Source organism: Streptomyces sp. 184, from assembly GCF_045781775.1.
In the GTDB taxonomy this organism is placed as follows: domain Bacteria; phylum Actinomycetota; class Actinomycetes; order Streptomycetales; family Streptomycetaceae; genus Streptomyces.
The window spans coordinates 7570490-7585822 of sequence record NZ_CP123230.1; the positions used below are offsets into that span (position 1 = coordinate 7570490).

General features: G+C 74.4%; 17 protein-coding genes and 1 pseudogene. 13 read left to right on the forward strand and 5 right to left on the reverse strand.

The annotated features are described in order from the left end of the window. Nucleotides 1–26: 26 nt before the first annotated feature. The 3 genes from QBL21_RS32245 (at nt 27) to QBL21_RS32255 (ending at nt 2175) form a co-directional block, all read left to right on the forward strand. Nucleotides 27–593: an FABP family protein gene (locus QBL21_RS32245; protein WP_407565758.1), complete on the forward strand. Its 567-nt coding sequence runs from the start codon at nt 27–29 to the stop codon at nt 591–593. A 94-nt stretch (nt 594–687) separates the two neighbouring features. Beyond that, complete coding sequence (locus tag QBL21_RS32250; RefSeq protein ID WP_407565759.1) at nt 688–1140, forward strand: Fur family transcriptional regulator; 453 nt, start codon at nt 688–690, stop codon at nt 1138–1140. Nucleotides 1141–1206: 66 nt separating this feature from the next. Beyond that, a complete protein-coding gene (locus QBL21_RS32255) occupies nt 1207–2175 on the forward strand; it encodes a YgfZ/GcvT domain-containing protein (RefSeq protein WP_407565760.1) in 969 nt (322 codons plus the stop codon). Between the two features lie 186 nt (nt 2176–2361). On the opposite strand, the gene dtd is transcribed toward QBL21_RS32255, so the two are convergent. Further along, a complete protein-coding gene (gene dtd / locus QBL21_RS32260; protein WP_407565761.1) occupies nt 2362–2787 on the reverse strand; it encodes a D-aminoacyl-tRNA deacylase in 426 nt (141 codons plus the stop codon). A 183-nt stretch (nt 2788–2970) separates the two neighbouring features. Here dtd and QBL21_RS32265 point away from each other — a divergent pair, with 183 nt between their 5' ends. The 3 genes from QBL21_RS32265 (at nt 2971) to QBL21_RS32275 (ending at nt 6098) form a co-directional block, all read left to right on the forward strand. After that, a complete protein-coding gene (locus tag QBL21_RS32265; protein ID WP_407565762.1) occupies nt 2971–3678 on the forward strand; it encodes an ABC transporter substrate-binding protein in 708 nt (235 codons plus the stop codon). A gap of 61 nt (nt 3679–3739) precedes the next feature. Next, nucleotides 3740–4768, forward strand: coding sequence for an asparaginase (locus QBL21_RS32270; RefSeq protein ID WP_407565763.1), 1029 nt, complete (start codon nt 3740–3742; stop codon nt 4766–4768). Between the two features lie 73 nt (nt 4769–4841). Further along, on the forward strand, nt 4842–6098 hold the full coding sequence (locus tag QBL21_RS32275) for a GNAT family N-acetyltransferase (protein WP_407565764.1): 1257 nt from the start codon (nt 4842–4844) through the stop codon (nt 6096–6098). 31 nt (nt 6099–6129) lie between these two features. On the opposite strand, the gene QBL21_RS32280 is transcribed toward QBL21_RS32275, so the two are convergent. Beyond that, the gene (locus QBL21_RS32280) at nt 6130–6345 is read right to left on the reverse strand and encodes a hypothetical protein (RefSeq protein WP_407565765.1); all 216 of its coding nucleotides are present in this window, start codon (nt 6343–6345) and stop codon (nt 6130–6132) included. Between the two features lie 231 nt (nt 6346–6576). Here QBL21_RS32280 and QBL21_RS32285 point away from each other — a divergent pair, with 231 nt between their 5' ends. The 5 genes from QBL21_RS32285 (at nt 6577) to QBL21_RS32305 (ending at nt 10878) form a co-directional block, all read left to right on the forward strand. After that, the gene (locus QBL21_RS32285) at nt 6577–7479 is read left to right on the forward strand and encodes a GntR family transcriptional regulator (RefSeq protein WP_407565766.1); all 903 of its coding nucleotides are present in this window, start codon (nt 6577–6579) and stop codon (nt 7477–7479) included. Between the two features lie 113 nt (nt 7480–7592). After that, the gene (locus QBL21_RS32290; RefSeq protein WP_407565767.1) at nt 7593–8765 is read left to right on the forward strand and encodes a phosphotransferase family protein; all 1173 of its coding nucleotides are present in this window, start codon (nt 7593–7595) and stop codon (nt 8763–8765) included. Between the two features lie 33 nt (nt 8766–8798). Then, a complete protein-coding gene (locus QBL21_RS32295; RefSeq protein ID WP_407565768.1) occupies nt 8799–9521 on the forward strand; it encodes an HAD family hydrolase in 723 nt (240 codons plus the stop codon). Nucleotides 9522–9590: 69 nt separating this feature from the next. Then, nucleotides 9591–10442 carry an HAD family hydrolase gene (locus QBL21_RS32300; protein ID WP_407565769.1) on the forward strand — a complete coding sequence of 284 codons (852 nt, stop codon included), beginning with the start codon at nt 9591–9593 and terminating at the stop codon, nt 10440–10442. Between the two features lie 31 nt (nt 10443–10473). Then, nucleotides 10474–10878 carry an ankyrin repeat domain-containing protein gene (locus QBL21_RS32305; RefSeq protein WP_407565770.1) on the forward strand — a complete coding sequence of 135 codons (405 nt, stop codon included), beginning with the start codon at nt 10474–10476 and terminating at the stop codon, nt 10876–10878. A 114-nt stretch (nt 10879–10992) separates the two neighbouring features. Here the strand turns inward: QBL21_RS32305 and QBL21_RS32310 are convergent, their stop codons facing one another. Together QBL21_RS32310 and QBL21_RS32315 are read right to left on the reverse strand one after the other, a co-directional pair. Then, nucleotides 10993–11754, reverse strand: coding sequence for an ABC transporter permease (locus QBL21_RS32310; protein ID WP_407565771.1), 762 nt, complete (start codon nt 11752–11754; stop codon nt 10993–10995). Beyond that, the gene (locus tag QBL21_RS32315) at nt 11747–12688 is read right to left on the reverse strand and encodes an ATP-binding cassette domain-containing protein (protein WP_407565772.1); all 942 of its coding nucleotides are present in this window, start codon (nt 12686–12688) and stop codon (nt 11747–11749) included. The genes QBL21_RS32310 and QBL21_RS32315 overlap by 8 nt, the downstream gene beginning before the upstream one ends. A 95-nt stretch (nt 12689–12783) precedes the next feature. Between QBL21_RS32315 and QBL21_RS32320 the strand changes: the two genes are divergently transcribed. Continuing rightward, nucleotides 12784–13587: a TetR/AcrR family transcriptional regulator gene (locus QBL21_RS32320; RefSeq protein WP_407565773.1), complete on the forward strand. Its 804-nt coding sequence runs from the start codon at nt 12784–12786 to the stop codon at nt 13585–13587. A 43-nt stretch (nt 13588–13630) separates the two neighbouring features. Then, nucleotides 13631–14488 carry a GNAT family N-acetyltransferase gene (locus QBL21_RS32325; protein ID WP_407565774.1) on the forward strand — a complete coding sequence of 286 codons (858 nt, stop codon included), beginning with the start codon at nt 13631–13633 and terminating at the stop codon, nt 14486–14488. Between the two features lie 76 nt (nt 14489–14564). Here QBL21_RS32325 and QBL21_RS32330 read toward each other — a convergent pair. Beyond that, a pseudogene (locus QBL21_RS32330) lies at nt 14565–15238 on the reverse strand (MerR family transcriptional regulator). Nucleotides 15239–15333 lie beyond the last annotated feature (95 nt).

Below are 15333 nucleotides of genomic sequence, written 5' to 3' on the forward strand. Positions count from 1 at the left end.
AAGCTGTACCAGGGCCAGCGCTGACGATGCCGATCGAAATCCCCTCCGACCTGCACAAGGACCTGGTCCCGCTGGCGTTCCTCCTGGGCGACTGGCAGGGTGCGGGCGTCTTCGACTTCCCCGGCAGCGAGAAGTGCAACTTCGGCCAGGAGGTGCGCTTCGGCCACGACGGCCGGGACTTCCTGGCCTACTCGTCGTACACCTGGGTGCTCGACGAGGAAGGCGAGAAGGTGCGCCCGCTGGAGAGCGAGAGCGGGTACTGGCGGATCCGCCCCGGCCGGCAGCTCGAAGCCGTCATGGTGCGCGACCAGGGCGTCGCCGAGGTCTGGTACGGCGAGATGGCCGAGGGCAAGCCGCAGCTCGACCTGGCCACGGACGCGGTGGCGCGCAGTTCGGTCTCGCCGCCGTACGCGGGCGGCAAGCGGCTCTACGGGTACGTGAACGGCGATCTGATGTGGGTCGGCGAGAAGGCGACGCCGGATGTCGAGCTGCGCCCGTACATGTCGGCCCAGCTCAAGAAGGTCGTGAACCCGCGGGAGTGGGCGAAGGACCTGAAGGACCTCCCGGACGACGGGATCGCGTTCTTCCGCTGAGCCCGGCCGGCCCCGCCGCTCCCGCGGACCGGCCCGTGGGAGCGCATTCCGGCAACCGGCGGGGGTTCCGCCGCGACGCTCATACACTTGAGCCGTGGAGACCACCGACTGGAAGCGCGACCTGCGCGAGCGCGGTTACCGGCTGACGCCGCAGCGCCAGCTCGTGCTGGAGGCCGTCGACTGCCTGGAGCACGCGACGCCCGACGACATCCTTGGCGAGGTCCGCAAGACCGCCGCCGGTGTCAACATCTCCACCGTCTACCGCACGCTGGAGCTGCTGGAGGAGCTGGGCCTCGTCAGCCACGCCCACCTCAACCACGGACCGCCGACGTACCACATCGCCGACCGCCACCACCATCTGCACCTCGTGTGCCGCGTCTGCGACCGGGTGATCGAGGCGGAGAACGCGGTGGCGGAGCCGTTCGCCGAGACGCTGCGGCAGCGGTTCGGGTTCGAGAGCGACGTCCAGCACTTCGCGATCCTCGGCCGCTGCGCGACCTGCGCCGAGTCCGGCAGGTCCGACGCCCCGGCCGCGTCCCACCCCTGAGGGCGCCGGGGAGCTGCCGCATCCGGACCGTGACCCCGGGTGCCCGCCCGGACGTACTCTTGAAGCATGAACGCGCCTTCTCCCCTCCTCTCCCTGCCCGGGGCGGTCGCCGCCGAGGCTCCCGACGAGGGCGTCGCCGCGCACTACGGCGATCTCTTCCGGGAACAGCGCGCGCTGGACGCAGGCGAGGGCTTCGTCGACCTCTCCCACCGCGGTGTCCTCTCGGTCACCGGCCAGGACCGGCTGAGCTGGCTCCACCTGCTGCTGACGCAGCACGTGGAAGCCCTCGCGCCGGGGCACGCCACCGAGGCGCTGGTGCTGTCCGCCCACGGGCACATCGAGCACGCGCTGTACCTCGTCGACGACGGCGAGACGACGTGGGCGCACGTGGAGCCGGGTACGCAGAAAGACCTCATCGCGTACCTGGAGAGCATGAAGTTCTTCTACCGGGTGGACATCGCGGACCGCACGGACGACCTCGCCGTCGTCCATCTGCCGGCCGGCTCCATCGCCGAGGTGCCCGACGGCGTGACCGTCCGCGAGACGGCGTACGGGCGCGACCTGTTCCTGCCCCGCGCGACGCTGGCGGACTTCGCCGCCGCCGCGGGCCCGCCGGCCGGGGTGCTGGCGTACGAGGCGCTGCGGGTGGCGGCGCACCGGCCGCGGCTGGGCCTGGAGACCGACCACCGCACGATCCCGCACGAGGTCGGCTGGATAGGCACCGCGGTGCACCTGGAGAAGGGGTGCTACCGGGGACAGGAGACCGTCGCACGGGTGCACAACCTGGGCCGGCCGCCGCGCCGGCTGGTCTTCCTGCACCTGGACGGCAGCGAGGTGACACTGCCGCCGCACGGGGCGGCGATCCGGCTGGCGACCGAGGAGGAGGGGCGCAAGCTGGGTTTCGTCACGACCTCGGTACGCCACCACGAGCTGGGGCCGATCGCGCTGGCGCTGGTGAAGCGGAACGTTCCGGCGGACGCGGCGCTGCTGGCGGACGAGACGGCGGCGGCGCAGGAGACGGTGGTCGAGCCCTGAGGCCGCGGGGGCAGCGGCGCCCAGAGCGCGCGGGCGTGCTCCCGTGCGCCTCGGATGTCACGTACGCCCCCCGTGCCCCGCGGGCCGGTCCGCCGCGGCGTTCGTAGGGCGCACGTTCGGTACACCCCGGAGCCCGTACGCCGCGGGAATCCGCGGCAGCCCGTACGCCGCGGGAGCCCGTGCGGCTCAGACTTCGACCAGCACCGTGAACGGGCCGTCGTTCGTCAGCGTCACCCGCATCTTCGCGCCGAACGCCCCCGTCTCCACCTGCGCGCCCAGCGCCCGCAGTTGCGCCACGACCTCCTCGACCAGCGGCTCGGCGACCTCCCCTGGCGCCGCCGCCTGCCAGGTCGGCCGCCGCCCCTTGCGGGGGTCCCCGTACAGCGTGAACTGGCTGATCACGAGCAGCGGCGCGGACACGTCCGAGCAGGACTTCTCGTCGTCGAGCACCCGCAGCGTCCACAGCTTGCGGGCCAGTTGCGCCGCCTTCGCGGGGGTGTCGTCGTGGGTGACGCCCACGAGCACGCACAGCCCCTCGCCGATCACCTCGCCGACCGTCTCGCCGCCGACCTCGACCCGCGCCCCGTCCACCCGCTGCACCACCGCTCGCATGGGTCGCATTATCCCGGCGGCACGACGTGCGCCGCCGTGCCCCCGGGCGCCGCAATGTGCGCGGGGCCGAACGGGCGCGGTCTCCATGCGACGCGACCCTGGGCAATGGCACGATTGCCTTCGGTGTCCGGCAGGTCGCCACGCCGATGCGGCATCTTCGGACGAAGGGGACTGAACACTCGCATGAGCTCTCCCGCAGCCGGGCGGCCCACGCCGCCCGTACCGACCGCGCGCAGCAGCCCGGCTGCCGCCCGCCGGCCCCGCCCGCCGGGCCCGCGCGCCCCGGACGGCGGGCCCGCGCAGGCGGCTCAGGCGGCACAGGCCGCGAAGGCGGGGGCGCACTCCGCGGCGCCCGCGCCGGTGGGGGCGGCCACCACCGTGGCCTCCCTCGTCGCCACCCCCGGCCCCACGGCGCCCGGTCCGCTCGACGCGCTGGGCCTGCCCGAGCTGCGCCGGCTGCGCCGCTCCGCGCAGCAGGAGGAGGCCGACCTCAGCTACGTGCGCCGGCTGCTGCACGGCCGGATCGACATCCTCCGCGCCGAGCTGGGCCGCCGCGCGAGCCCGCACTCGCCGGTGCTGGACCGGCTGCCCGAGATCCTCACCGACGGTCCCTCGCTACGGGCCGCCTCGGCCCGGCACGTGACGCTGGGCCCGCCGCTGCGCGAGGAGTACCGGGAGCTGGCGGAGCAGATGCTCGCCGAGGTCGCGCTCTCCGACCTGTCGGCCCGTACGGACGAGGAGCTGCACCAGGGCCTCGCCCGGCTCGCCGGCTACGAGGCGCGGATCTCCGGCCGCCGGCAGCGGCTCCAGCGGACGGCGGACGAGTGCAGCGCGGAGATCGCGCGCCGTTATCGTGAAGGGGAGGCGCAGGTCGACGACCTGCTGTCCTGACTCTGACGACCGAGCGACGGCGCGGCGATCCCGAGGCCGTCCCCGGCACGGAAGGCCGCCCATGCACGACGACACCTGGATATCCCCGCCCCCGGCCCCCGGTCCGCGGCCGGCCGCGGAGGGCGCGTACGCCGGTCCCGCGCCCGTGCTGGCGGAGGTGGTGCGCTCCGGCTTCGCCGAGGGGCGGCACCGCGGGTCGCTGGTGCTGCTCGGGCCGGACGGCGCGGTGGAGCGGGCGTGGGGGGACGTGGCCACGCAGGTCTTCCCGCGCTCGGCGAACAAGCCGTTCCAGGCGGCGGCGGTGCTGCGGGCGGGGGCGCGTACGGCCCTCGGGGCGCTGGCCGGTGAGCGGCTGGCGCTGGCCGCGGCCAGCCACTCGGGCGAACGGTTCCACCGGGACCTCGTACGCAAGATGCTCGCCGAGTCCGGGCTCTCCGAGGACGACCTCAGGACCCCTCCCGACCTGCCGCTGGACCCCGAGGAGCGGGAGGCGTACCTCGCCGCCGGGGGGACGCGGGACCGGGTGGCCATGAACTGCTCCGGCAAGCACGCCGCGATGCTCGCGGCCTGCGTGGCGAACGGCTGGCCGCGGGAGTCGTACCTCGACGGCGGCCATCCGCTCCAGCGGCTGGTGCGGGAGGTGGTGGAGGAGACGGCGGGCGAGCCGGTACGGCACGTCGGCGTCGACGGCTGCGGCGCGCCGCTGATGTCGCTGTCGCTGACGGCCCTGGCGCGCGGCTTCCGGCACCTGGTGCTGGCCGCGGAGGACACCCCGGAGCGGCGGGTCGCGGACGCGATGCGGGCGCACCCGGAGTACGTCGCGGGCACCCGGCGGTGGGACACCTGGCTGATGCGGGGCGTGCCGGGGGCGCTGGCGAAGGTCGGCGCGGAGGGCGTGCAGGCGGTGGCGCTGCCGGACGGGCGGGCGCTGGCGTTCAAGGTCGACGACGGCGCGCTGCGGGCCGTCGGGCCGGTGCTGGCGCGGGGGCTGGCGCTGCTGGGCGTACGGTCGCCGGTGCTGGCCAGGATCGGGGCGGCGCCGCTGCTGGGCGGCGCGGAGCAGGTCGGGGAAATTCGCGCGACGTTCTGACGCGCGGCGCCTAGCGTGGGCGGATGATCCAAGACTGCGGCAGTGCTGTTCACCCCGCCGGCGGGGTGAGGTCATGAGCGACGGCGTCGAGATCCGTACGCTCGGCAAGGACGACGTGGGCGACTGGATGCGGGCGCTGCACACCGGCTTCATGCGCGCGCCTTCGGTGACCGAGGCGGACGTGGCGCTGTTCGTGGCGGAGCGCGACCTGTCCCGGACGCGGGGCGCGTACGACGGCAGGCGGTGGGTGAGCACGTACCGCAGCTTCGACCAGGAGCTGACCGTCCCGGGCGGGGCCGCGGTGCCCTCGTGCGCGGTGTCCGCGGTCACGGTCTCGCCGACGCACCGCCGCCGGGGCCTGCTGAGCCGGATGCTGCGGGCGGACATGGCGGCGGCGAAGGAGCGCGGCGACGTGGTCGCCAGCCTGGTCGCCGCGGAGTACCCGATCTACGGCCGCTACGGCTTCGGCCCCGCCGCCTGGACCACCAGCTACGACGTGAGCACCCGGCGCGCCCAGCTCGACCCGCGGTACGCGGGCCCGGACGACGGCGGCACGGTCGAACTCCTCGACGCCGCCGAGCTGCTGGAGATCGGCCCCGCGCTGCACGACCGCTTCCGCCGGCTGGTGCCGGGCGCGGTGAACCGGAGCGGGTACCGGTGGCGGGTGCACACCGGCGCGGCGCGGTTCAGCGTCGACGAGCCGTGGCACGAGCCCTTCTACGCGGCCTACCGCTCCGCGACGGGCGAGCCGGAAGGTATCGTCACGTACCGCACCAAGTGGGGCGACTGGCCCGGCAAGCTCTCCGACGACGAGCTGACGGTGACCGACCTGATCGCCGTCACGCCCGCCGCGGAGCGGGCGCTCTGGCGCTACCTGGTCTCCTTCGACTGGATCACGACCATCCATACGGGCCACCGGGCGCCCGACGATCTCCTCCCCCTCTACCTAGGTGACCCTCGGGCGGCCCGGGTGACCACGCACGCGGACTACCTGTGGCTGCGGCCACTGGACGTCCCGCGTCTTCTGGAGGCCCGCACGTACGCGGCCTCCGGCTCCCTGGTGCTGGACGTGCACGACCCGGCCGGCCTGGCCGGCGGGCGCTTCCTGCTGGACGCCGGTGGCCCGGGCGGCACCGGCTGCATACCCACGGACCGGCCCGCCGACCTCGCCCTGAGCGTGGCGGAGCTGGCGCGGCTCTGCCTGGGCGACGAGTCCGCGGTGCGGCTCGCCGCCCTGGGCGTGGTCGACGAGGAGCGCCCGGGCGCCGCCGCGCGGGCGGACGCCCTGCTGCGCACCTCGCGCCGGCCGTGGTGTCCCGACATGTTCTAGATCCCCGCAGGGACTTGCTGGTTCTTCTGCCTCACTGCCCGGCCGCGGCGCGGCCGGGCTCGGCGGACTGGAGCAGCAGCACGGCGAGCGCGATGCCGCCGATGGTCATACACGTGACGTTCTGCGCCTTGAGCCCCACGAGCAAGGTGGTGAGCCCGATCGCTCCCACCGCGCCGAAGCGCCATTCGACGAAGCGTTCGAAGCCGAAGAGCAGCGCGGACATGGCCAGAGTGATTCCGACCGGCATGGTGGGTCCCTCCCTTCTGCGTACGCAGTGGTCCCCCCTCCCCCCATGCGCCTTCGAACAGCGGGAGAGCGCGCGTCCCGGCGACGACCATCACCGCCAACTTCGGGCAGTTGTCACCGGGGCCGCAGAGTTGGTTACCAACTCTGCTTAAGTTGTGCCCAGTTGGTGACCAACTCAAAACCTTCCTGAGACAACCCCCGCCGGTTGGCCGGAAGTTGTAATGTTGGTGGGGTGAGCAGGGACCAGCCTTCGGCGAACGGCGGCCGGGTCGCACGCGACCGGGTCGCCGACGCACTGCGCGCACGTATCGACTCCGGCGAACTCCAGCCGGGCGACAGCCTGCCGACGCAGAAAGCCCTGATGGACGAGTTCGACGTGGAGCGGGGCGTTGTACGGAAAGCGCTTGACCTGCTCAAGCGCGAGCAGTTGCTCGCCGACGTCGGCAGGGGGTCGCCGCCCACCGTCGCGGAGCCCTCCGCCCACCGCGAGACGTCCACTCCGCTCACCGCGGGCGTGGAGTTGGCAGAACGGCTCGATGTGGCATTTCAGGCCACCCAGGTGACCCTCGACGCCTTCAGCCTGACCACCGAGACCCTCAACCAGGCGATCGCGCCCACCCTGATGGCCATCGCCGCCGGCCGCCCCGCCCCCCGCTCGGTCACCTGCCGCATCATGGTCCCCAGCCCCGACGCCCACCTGGCGCTGCCCCTGCTGGTCGCCGACCCCTCCGACCCGCGCCCGCTCAAGCGCCTCGACCGGCTCATCGAACTCCACGCGCGCTCCTTCGCACACGCGCTCCAGTACCTCCGCGAACGCGGCCGGGTGAAGGACCTCTCCGTCGAGGTCCGCGGCGTGGCCCTCACCCCCACCACGAAGCTCTACGTCCTCAACGGCACCGAGGCCCTCACGGGCTTCTACGAGGTCGTCCCCAACAGCGTCCCGACCCCCGCCGGCGACGAGAACATGGACATCTACGACGTCCTCGGCGTCGACACCTCCCTGTTCCGCCACTCCTCCGCCCACGACGCGCGCGACCGCCACGAGGCGGCGTACGTGGACAGCGCCAAGCGGTGGTTCGAGTCCGCCTGGCAGAAAATTGCGAAGCCGTATCCGGGGATTCCCCCGACCTTGTGAGCGCCGACGTCACGCCGCGGCAACACGCCTGCGGTACTCTCAGCCCCTGTCAGCCGCCCTCAGCAGGGCGGCTGCTCCCATCCGACGTGCTCGTGAACGGTCTGCCACCGCCCATGCCCACCGAAGCGCCCGGACCCCAGCGCGGCCTGCCGCGACTGCTGCACGAGCTGCGGCTGCGCCGGCACTTCCGGCGACACCGCCGCCGTCGCGGCGGCATCCTCCTGCGCGGCCAGCACAACACCAACTACGTGGTGCCGCTGGACGAGACGTTCGCCGCGATAGTGCGTGCGGAGCCGGGCGCGAGCGGCAAGATCCGTACGGCGATGAAGACCGTCGAGGTCCTGCCGCGCACCTGGCGCAGCGAGGCCGACGTGCTCGCCGCCGTCCGGCCGCACCTGCCCGCGGTGCCCACCTGCCTGCTCACCCGCGGCGGCCACGCACTGCACACCTTCACCGAGGGCACGCCGCTGTCCGTGCACCACCCGGCGGGCGAGCCCGTGGGCGAGCCGACGATGCGCAAGCTCGCCGAGGTGATGCGGCGCATCGCCGAGGTGCCGGCCGGCGAGCTGCCGCCGCTGCCGCCCGAGTGGCCGGTGGGCGACGACACCCCCGCCTTCCTGCGGACGCTGGTCGACTTCGCGGAGACCCGTGTCTTCCTCACGTACCACGAGGACTTCGGCACGCTCTTCGAAGCACTCGGCATCACCGGCGCCGCCGCCCGCGGCTTCTGCCGGCGCGCGGCCGACCTGACCCGCAGGCCCTTCCGGCTGCTCCACACCGACCTGCACCGCGACAACGTCCTGCGGCTGCCCGGCGACGCGGGCGACCTCTTCGTCCTCGACTGGGAGATCGCCCTCTTCGGCGACCCGCTGCACGAGTTGGCCACCCATCTGGTGCGTACGGGATACGCGCCGCGGGAGGCGGAACGGATGAAGGAGCTGTGGTACGAGGAGATGGCCGGAAACGGCCTCGCGGACGCCACCCGCGGCTTCGAGGACCTGGAGGTCTACCTCGACTTCGAACGCGCGCAGTCGCTCTACCCCGACACCATGCGCACGGCGCTCAGCCTGTCCCCGGATGCCGACGCCGCCGAGTTGCGGCGCGGGGCCCAGCGCATCCGGCGGTCCCTGGAGAACGCCGTGAAGGCCGCGGGCCTGGCGCGGGTACCCGAGGAAGAGGAGGTCACGGCGGCGCTCGCCCGCTGGCTCGAAGGCCAGTCGGGGTATCGTCGTCGCCAGCGCCTGAAACGCCGGTACTCGGCCGGGGCGCTGCCCCCACCGCCCTGACCACCGCCCGGGGCAACCGACTTATGGAGCGATGTGGCCGATCTCCACGCACTCCTACAGTCCGCGAAGTGCGTTCTGTTCGACTTCGACGGGCCCATCTGCCGGCTCTTCCACGGACACCCGCCTGCCCAGGTGGCCGACCGGATGCGGCAGCGGCTCGCGGACCTGGGAGAGACGCGCCTGATGGCGGACGTGGCGGGGCGTACCGACCCGTACCGGGTGCTCAGCCACGTGGCGCACGCGCCGGCCGGGCGGGCGGCGGCGATCGCGCTGGAGCGGCTGCTGACCGAGGAGGAGCTGAAGGCCGTGGCCACGGCCCGGGCGACGCCGGACGCGGACCTGCTCATAGCGCGGCTGGTGGACTCCGGCCGCCAGATAGCCGTGACCACCAACAACTCCGCGCGGTCCGTACGCGCCTACCTCGACCGGATCGGTCTCGCCGGGCACTTCGGCGACCACATCTACGGCCGGACCGCCGACGCCCGGCATCTCAAGCCCGACCCGCACTGCCTGAACCGGGCGCTGGCCGCCACGAGGGCCGACCCCGGCGAGACGGTCATGATCGGCGACACCGCCGCCGACCTTCTGGCCGCCCGCACCGCCCGGGTGTCCTTCGTCGGCTTCGCCGCCCCGCCCCACGCCACCGCCTTCGGGACCGGGCGCGCCGACCTCGTCGTCCACCGGATGCGGGAGCTGCTCAACGGAGCCGCACCGCCGCCCGCGCCACCGGCCCCGCAGGGCCCGCCGGGCCGCTGAGGCCCCGTCCTGCCCGTCCTGCCCGTCCTGCCCTTCCCGCCCGTCCCGCACGCGACCCCGAAGCCGCCCATGACACGCGCTGACAACGGCCGTTTCGCCGTTCCCGCAAACCGCTCCGACCACGAGGACCGAGGCCCGGACCCGGCCCGCGCCGGGCTCGGCGGCCGACCGGGTCCGGCGGCCCGCCCCGGTTCCGCCCGGCCGGATCCGCTGGCCGGCGCGCGCTGCGTGCTGCTCGACTTCGACGGGCCGCTGTGCCGGTTCTTCGCCGGGCCGCCAGGCGGTCCCGACAGCCTCGCCCCCGGCATCGCCGACGACCTGCGCGCCCTGCTCGGCGGCCTGCCCGAGCTGCGCGCCCGGCTCGCGCCGCTCCCCGACCCGCACGAGGTGTACCGGCGCACCGCCGCCGCGCTGCGCCGCGACGGGCAGCCGGAGCACCCCGTCGTCGCGGCCATGCGCAAGCGCCTGGACGAGCGCGAACTCGCCGCCGCCGGCGCCACCGCCGTGCCCACCCCGGGCGCCGCCGGCCTGCTGGCGCGGCTCGCGGACCGGGGCGTGCTCCTCGGCGTCGCGTCCAACAACTCCGAAGCGGCCATCCGGGTGTTCCTCGAACGCGCCGGGATGGCCCGCTGGTTCGAGGACGGCCCGGTCGTCGGCCGCCCCGACGACGCGGGGCTGATGAAGCCGCACCCGGCCGTCCTCCGGAGCGCGCTCGCGTACTGGCCGGTGCGGCCGGACACGTGCGTGCTCGTCGGGGACTCCCCGGCGGACGCCGCCGCTGCCGCCGCGGCCGGGGTCGCCTTCTGCGGCTACCACCGCGAGCCGGCGAAGCGCCGGCGGCTGCGCGAGCTGCCGGGAGCGCCGCCCGCCGTCGCCGAGTTGGCGGAGTTGGCACCGGCCGGGCGGGTGGCGGTCACGTAGCACGGAGGTGGGTGCGACGTAGGGTGACGGCATGAGTGGAGCCGACGAGCCCGCGCACGATCCGGCCGTGTTCGAGCTGGCCACCAAGGCTTTCGAGCTTGCCCGGCAGGGGCGCACCGACACGCTGGCCGCCTACGTGGACGCCGGGGTGCCGGCCGGGTTGCGCGACGACGAGGGGGACACCCTCGTCATGCTCGCCGCGGTGCACGGGCACCCCGGGACCGTCGCCGCGCTGTTGCAGCGGGGCGCCGACGCGGACCAGGTCGGGGCGGTGGGTGCGACGCCGCTGGCGGCGGCGGTGCGGGCGGGTGCGGACGAGGTCGTGCGGGTGCTGCTGCTGCACGGGGCGGATCCGCAGGCCGGCTCGCCGTCGGCGGTCGCGGCGGCGCGGGCGGCCGGCAGGACGGAGTTGCTGGAGCTGTTCGGCGGGGTGTGAGGACGGCGCGGCGCGCACGCCGCCCCCGGCTTGGGTACGTCACCCGCCTCCGGCTCACGGCCCTCGTCGCCGGCCTACGACACCCGCCTCCGGCTCACATCTGCCGCCTCCGGCCTACGTCATCCGCCTGCGGAACAGCGCCGCCGCTGCCACCACCGATGCCGCCGTCAGCCCCGCGCACCACGCCAGCGCCTCCCACGGGCTGCTGCCCACCGGCTGGCCCAGCAGCAGCCCCCGCAGCGACTCGATCACCGATGTCAGCGGCTGGTGCTCGGCGAAGCCGTGGAGCCATCCCGGCATCGACTCGACCGGGACGAAGGCGCTGGACGGGTACGGCAGGAAGGCCAGGAAGAACGTGAAGCCGCCCGCCGCCTCCGGGGACTTGGCCAGCAGGCCGACGGCCGCCGCGACCCAGGATATGGCCGTGATCACCGCCAGCAGGATGCCCGCCGACGCGAGCCAGCCGCCGACGCCCGCCTCCGGGCGGAAGCCGATCGCGAAGGCGACGCCGAAGACCAGCACCGTGGCCGCCAGGTTCCGCACGACGCTGGCGGCGACGTGGCCGGCGAGGACGGCGGTGCCGCCGACGTCCAGGGAGCGGAACCGGTCGATGACGGCGCCCTTCATGTCGTCCGCGACGCTCATCGCCGTCGTGCCGGCGCCGAAGCCGGCGCACAGGACGAGGACGCCGGGGGCGACGTAGTCCACGTAGCGCCAGCTTCCGCCGGTGTCGATCGCGCCGCCGAAGAGGTAGACGAAGACGAGCATCAGCAGCACGGGCAGCGCCAGCGCCGTGATCACCGCGTCGGGGTTGCGGGAGCTGAGCCGCACGGAGCGGCCGACCATCGTCGCCGAGTGGGTCAGGGCGTCAGCCATCGCGGGTCACCTTCAGGAAGACGTCGTCGAGCGTTGCCGAGTGCACGGCGAAGCGCTCGATCAGGGTGCGGTCGGGGTCGAGGGCGTCGAGCAGGTCGCGTATGTGCGCGGCGCGGCCGTCGGTGGTGACGCCGAGGGTGCGGGTGCCCGGGTCGCTGCGTACGACGAGGTGGTCCAGGGCGTGGGCCGCTTTCTCGTACGCCTCCGGTGAGACCAGCGTGAGGTCCAGCCGCTCGGCGGAGACCTGCTGCTTCAGCTCCGCCGCCGTGCCTTCGGCGACGAGCCGGCCGCCGTCGAGGAGCGCGATGCGGTCGGCGAGCCGGTCGGCCTCCTCCAGATACTGCGTGGTGAGGAAGACCGTGACCCCGGAGTCCGCGAGCCGGCGCACCTCGTCCCAGACGGCCTGGCGGCTGCGCGGGTCGAGGCCCGTGGTCGGCTCGTCCAGGAAGATCACGGAGGGGTCGCCGACCAGGCCGGCGGCCAGGTCGAGACGGCGGCGCATGCCTCCCGAGTACGTGCCGACACGGCGGTCCGCGGCATCGCCCGCGAGGGCGAACCGCTCCAGCAGCTCCGCCGCGCGGCGGGCGGCGGCGGGGCGGGAGAGGCCCGTGAGGCGGGCGACCATGCGGAGGTTCTCCGCGCCGGTCTGCTGCTCGTCCAGCGCGGCGTACTGGCCGGTGAGGCTGATGGCCCGGCGGACCCGCGAGCGCTCCGCGACCACGTCGAACCCGGCGACCCGGGCCGTGCCCGCGTCGGGCCGCAGCAGGGTGGCGAGGATCCGGACCGTGGTGGTCTTACCGGCGCCGTTGGGCCCGAGGAGGGCGAAGACGGTGCCGGGCGGGACGGTCAGGCCGACGCCGTCGAGCACGGTGGTGCCGCCGTACGCCTTGGTGAGGCCGGCGGCCTCGACGGCGGGGCGGGTGGGCTGCGGCACAGCTTCCCCCTCTTTCCCTAGAGCTGCTTCTGCGTATGCCGTACACACTACTGCGTAGAGCATACACGGAACTGCGTATGCCGTAAACTGAACGCATGGACGCCAAGGACGCCGACGCCGGCGAGGACAAGCGCGACACCCGCGAGGCCGGAGCCGTCCCCGCCAGCGTCGAGGCCGCCTGGGGCCTGCGGCCACGGCCGCAGAAGGGGCCGAAGCGGGGGCTGACGCTGGACGGGATCGTGGCGGCGGCGGTCGCGGTCGCGGACGCAGAAGGGCTCGACGCCGCGTCGATGGGGCGGGTGGCCAAGGAGCTGGGCGTCTCGACCATGGCGCTCTACCGGTACGTGGCCACGAAGGACGAGCTGCTCACGCTGATGGTCGACGGGGCCTTCGGCCCGCCGCCGCCGCTGCCGGAGAGCGTCGAGGGCGACTGGCGGGCCGGGCTGCGGCACTGGCACCAGGCCATCGGCGCCGCGATGTTCGCGCACCCGTGGGCCGCCGCGCACGTGCCGACCGGCGGCCCGCCGGTCACGCCGAACCAGCTCGCGGCGCTCGACCAGGCCCTGTACATCCTCCGCGACACCCCGCTGACGGAGTTCGAGAAGGTCGCCACGGCGCTGCTGATCAGCAACCAGGTGCGCGCCGAGGTGTCGATCGTCCTGGCGATGGGCGCGAGCCCGGACGTGGAGCGGCTGATGAACGAGTACAGCCACTTCCTGCTCCGGATCTCCGACACCGGCCGCCTGCCGCATCTGCGCACGGCGGTGGAGGGCGGCGCCTTCGACGAACCCGACGTACAGGCGCCGCAGAACGCCTCCGACTACGACGAGTTCGCGTTCGGCCTGGAGCGCGTGCTCGACGGCATCCAGGCGCTCATCGACGCCCGCCGCCCGGGCTGATCCCGGGCTTTTGCGCGGCGGTCGCGGCGGGGGATCATGAGGCATGCGCGCGGACGGCTGGCACCTCACCGATGACGTAGACGAATTCCTGGCCGCGGCGGGGGAGTTCCTGCGCGCCCGGCCCGTACCGCACGTCATGGCGCTGACCTGGGCGGCGAGGCTGCAAGCGCGCGGGACCGGCCCGTACGGCGGCGGACGCCCGCTGCTGGGCCTGCTGTCGCGGGCGGGGTCCGTGCGGGGCGCCTGCCACCGGCTGCCGGGCCGCGGCCTCGGCCTCACCCCGCTCACGGCCGCGCAGACCGACTCCCTCGCCGCGCACCTGGCGGCCCTCGGGCACGCCCTCCCGTCCGTCGGCGGCGACCGCGACACCACGGCGGCCTTCGCGACGGCCTGGCAGCGGCACACCGGCGCGACGCCGACCCCCGCCGTCCGGCTCCGCCTGCGCCGCCTCGATACGCTCACGCCGCCGCGGCCCGCACCGGCGGGGCGGGCCGCGGCGGCGGGCGAGGGGGAGCGCGAACAACTCATCGACTTCTGCCGCGGGTTCGCCGCCGACGTCGGCGAGGACGTCACCATCGACGCCGCGACCTGGGCCACGACCCGCTACGCCGACAAGGACTACACCTTCTGGCAGACCCCGGACGGCACCCCGGTCTCCATGGCCGGCCTCAACCCGACGGTCGCCGGTCTGGCCATGGTCGACCCGGTCTACACCCCGTCCGCCCACCGCGGCCACGGCTACGCGTCCGCGGTGACGGCGGCGGTGACGCGCGCGGCGCTCGACGCGGGCGCCACGGAGGCGGTGCTCTTCACCAACGCGGCCAACCCCACCAGCAACGCGCTCTACCAGCGCCTCGGCTACGAACCGGTCGCCGACTGGACGACGTACACGTTCGCCTGACGGCCCGGGCGGGCCGGTACTCGTCTCCGGGCCGACCCGGCGTGCGTCCCGTACCTGTCCCGCACCTGTCCCGTACCTACTGCCGGACCGCCACCACGTCGGCGACCACGCAGCTCACGTTGTCGGGGCCGCCGGAGCCGTTGGCAAGGGCCACGAGCGCGCAGACCGTGTGCTCCGGGTCCCCGCCCTCGGCGAGCACGCGGTGGATCTCCCCGTCCGGCACCACGGCCGACAGGCCGTCGGAGCAGAGCAGGTACCGGTCCGCCCGCCGGGCGTCGTGCAGGCGCACGTCCGGCGCGACGTCGGGGTCCCGGCCCAGGGCGCGGATCAGCAGGGACCGCTCGGGGTCGCGTACGAGGCCGGTGTCGGACAGGGCGGCGTAACGAATTCCCAGGGGGCCGGCGGTCGGTGACATGGCCGGGTCCTTCCTGGACAGGTGGACGACGAGGAAGGCAACCAGGTCCCGCCGCGCGGCGGTGTCGGCCTCGGCCTGCGCCCAGAACGCGCGTATCTCCCGGGCGGACCGGCGTCCAGCGTGCAGACGTACCGGATACGGGCCAGGGGCATCCCCAGCCGCCGGAGCCAGGCGACCAGGCGGGCCTGCTCCAACTGCTCCGGTGCGTAGAAGCGGTAGCCGCTCACGGGGTCGACGCGGGCGGGCGGCAGCAGGCCCAGCTCGCCGTAGAGCCGCAGCGCCTTCGGCGACAGCCGGGACGCCTTCGCGAAGGCCCCGATGGTCAGCAACCCCATGCCCGTCCCTCCTCGCGCCGGGCGGACGCCCGGCCCGACCGATGCTGCGGCTTCCCCCAAGGTGAAGGTCAACCGCCGCCTCCAGGCTCCCGGCC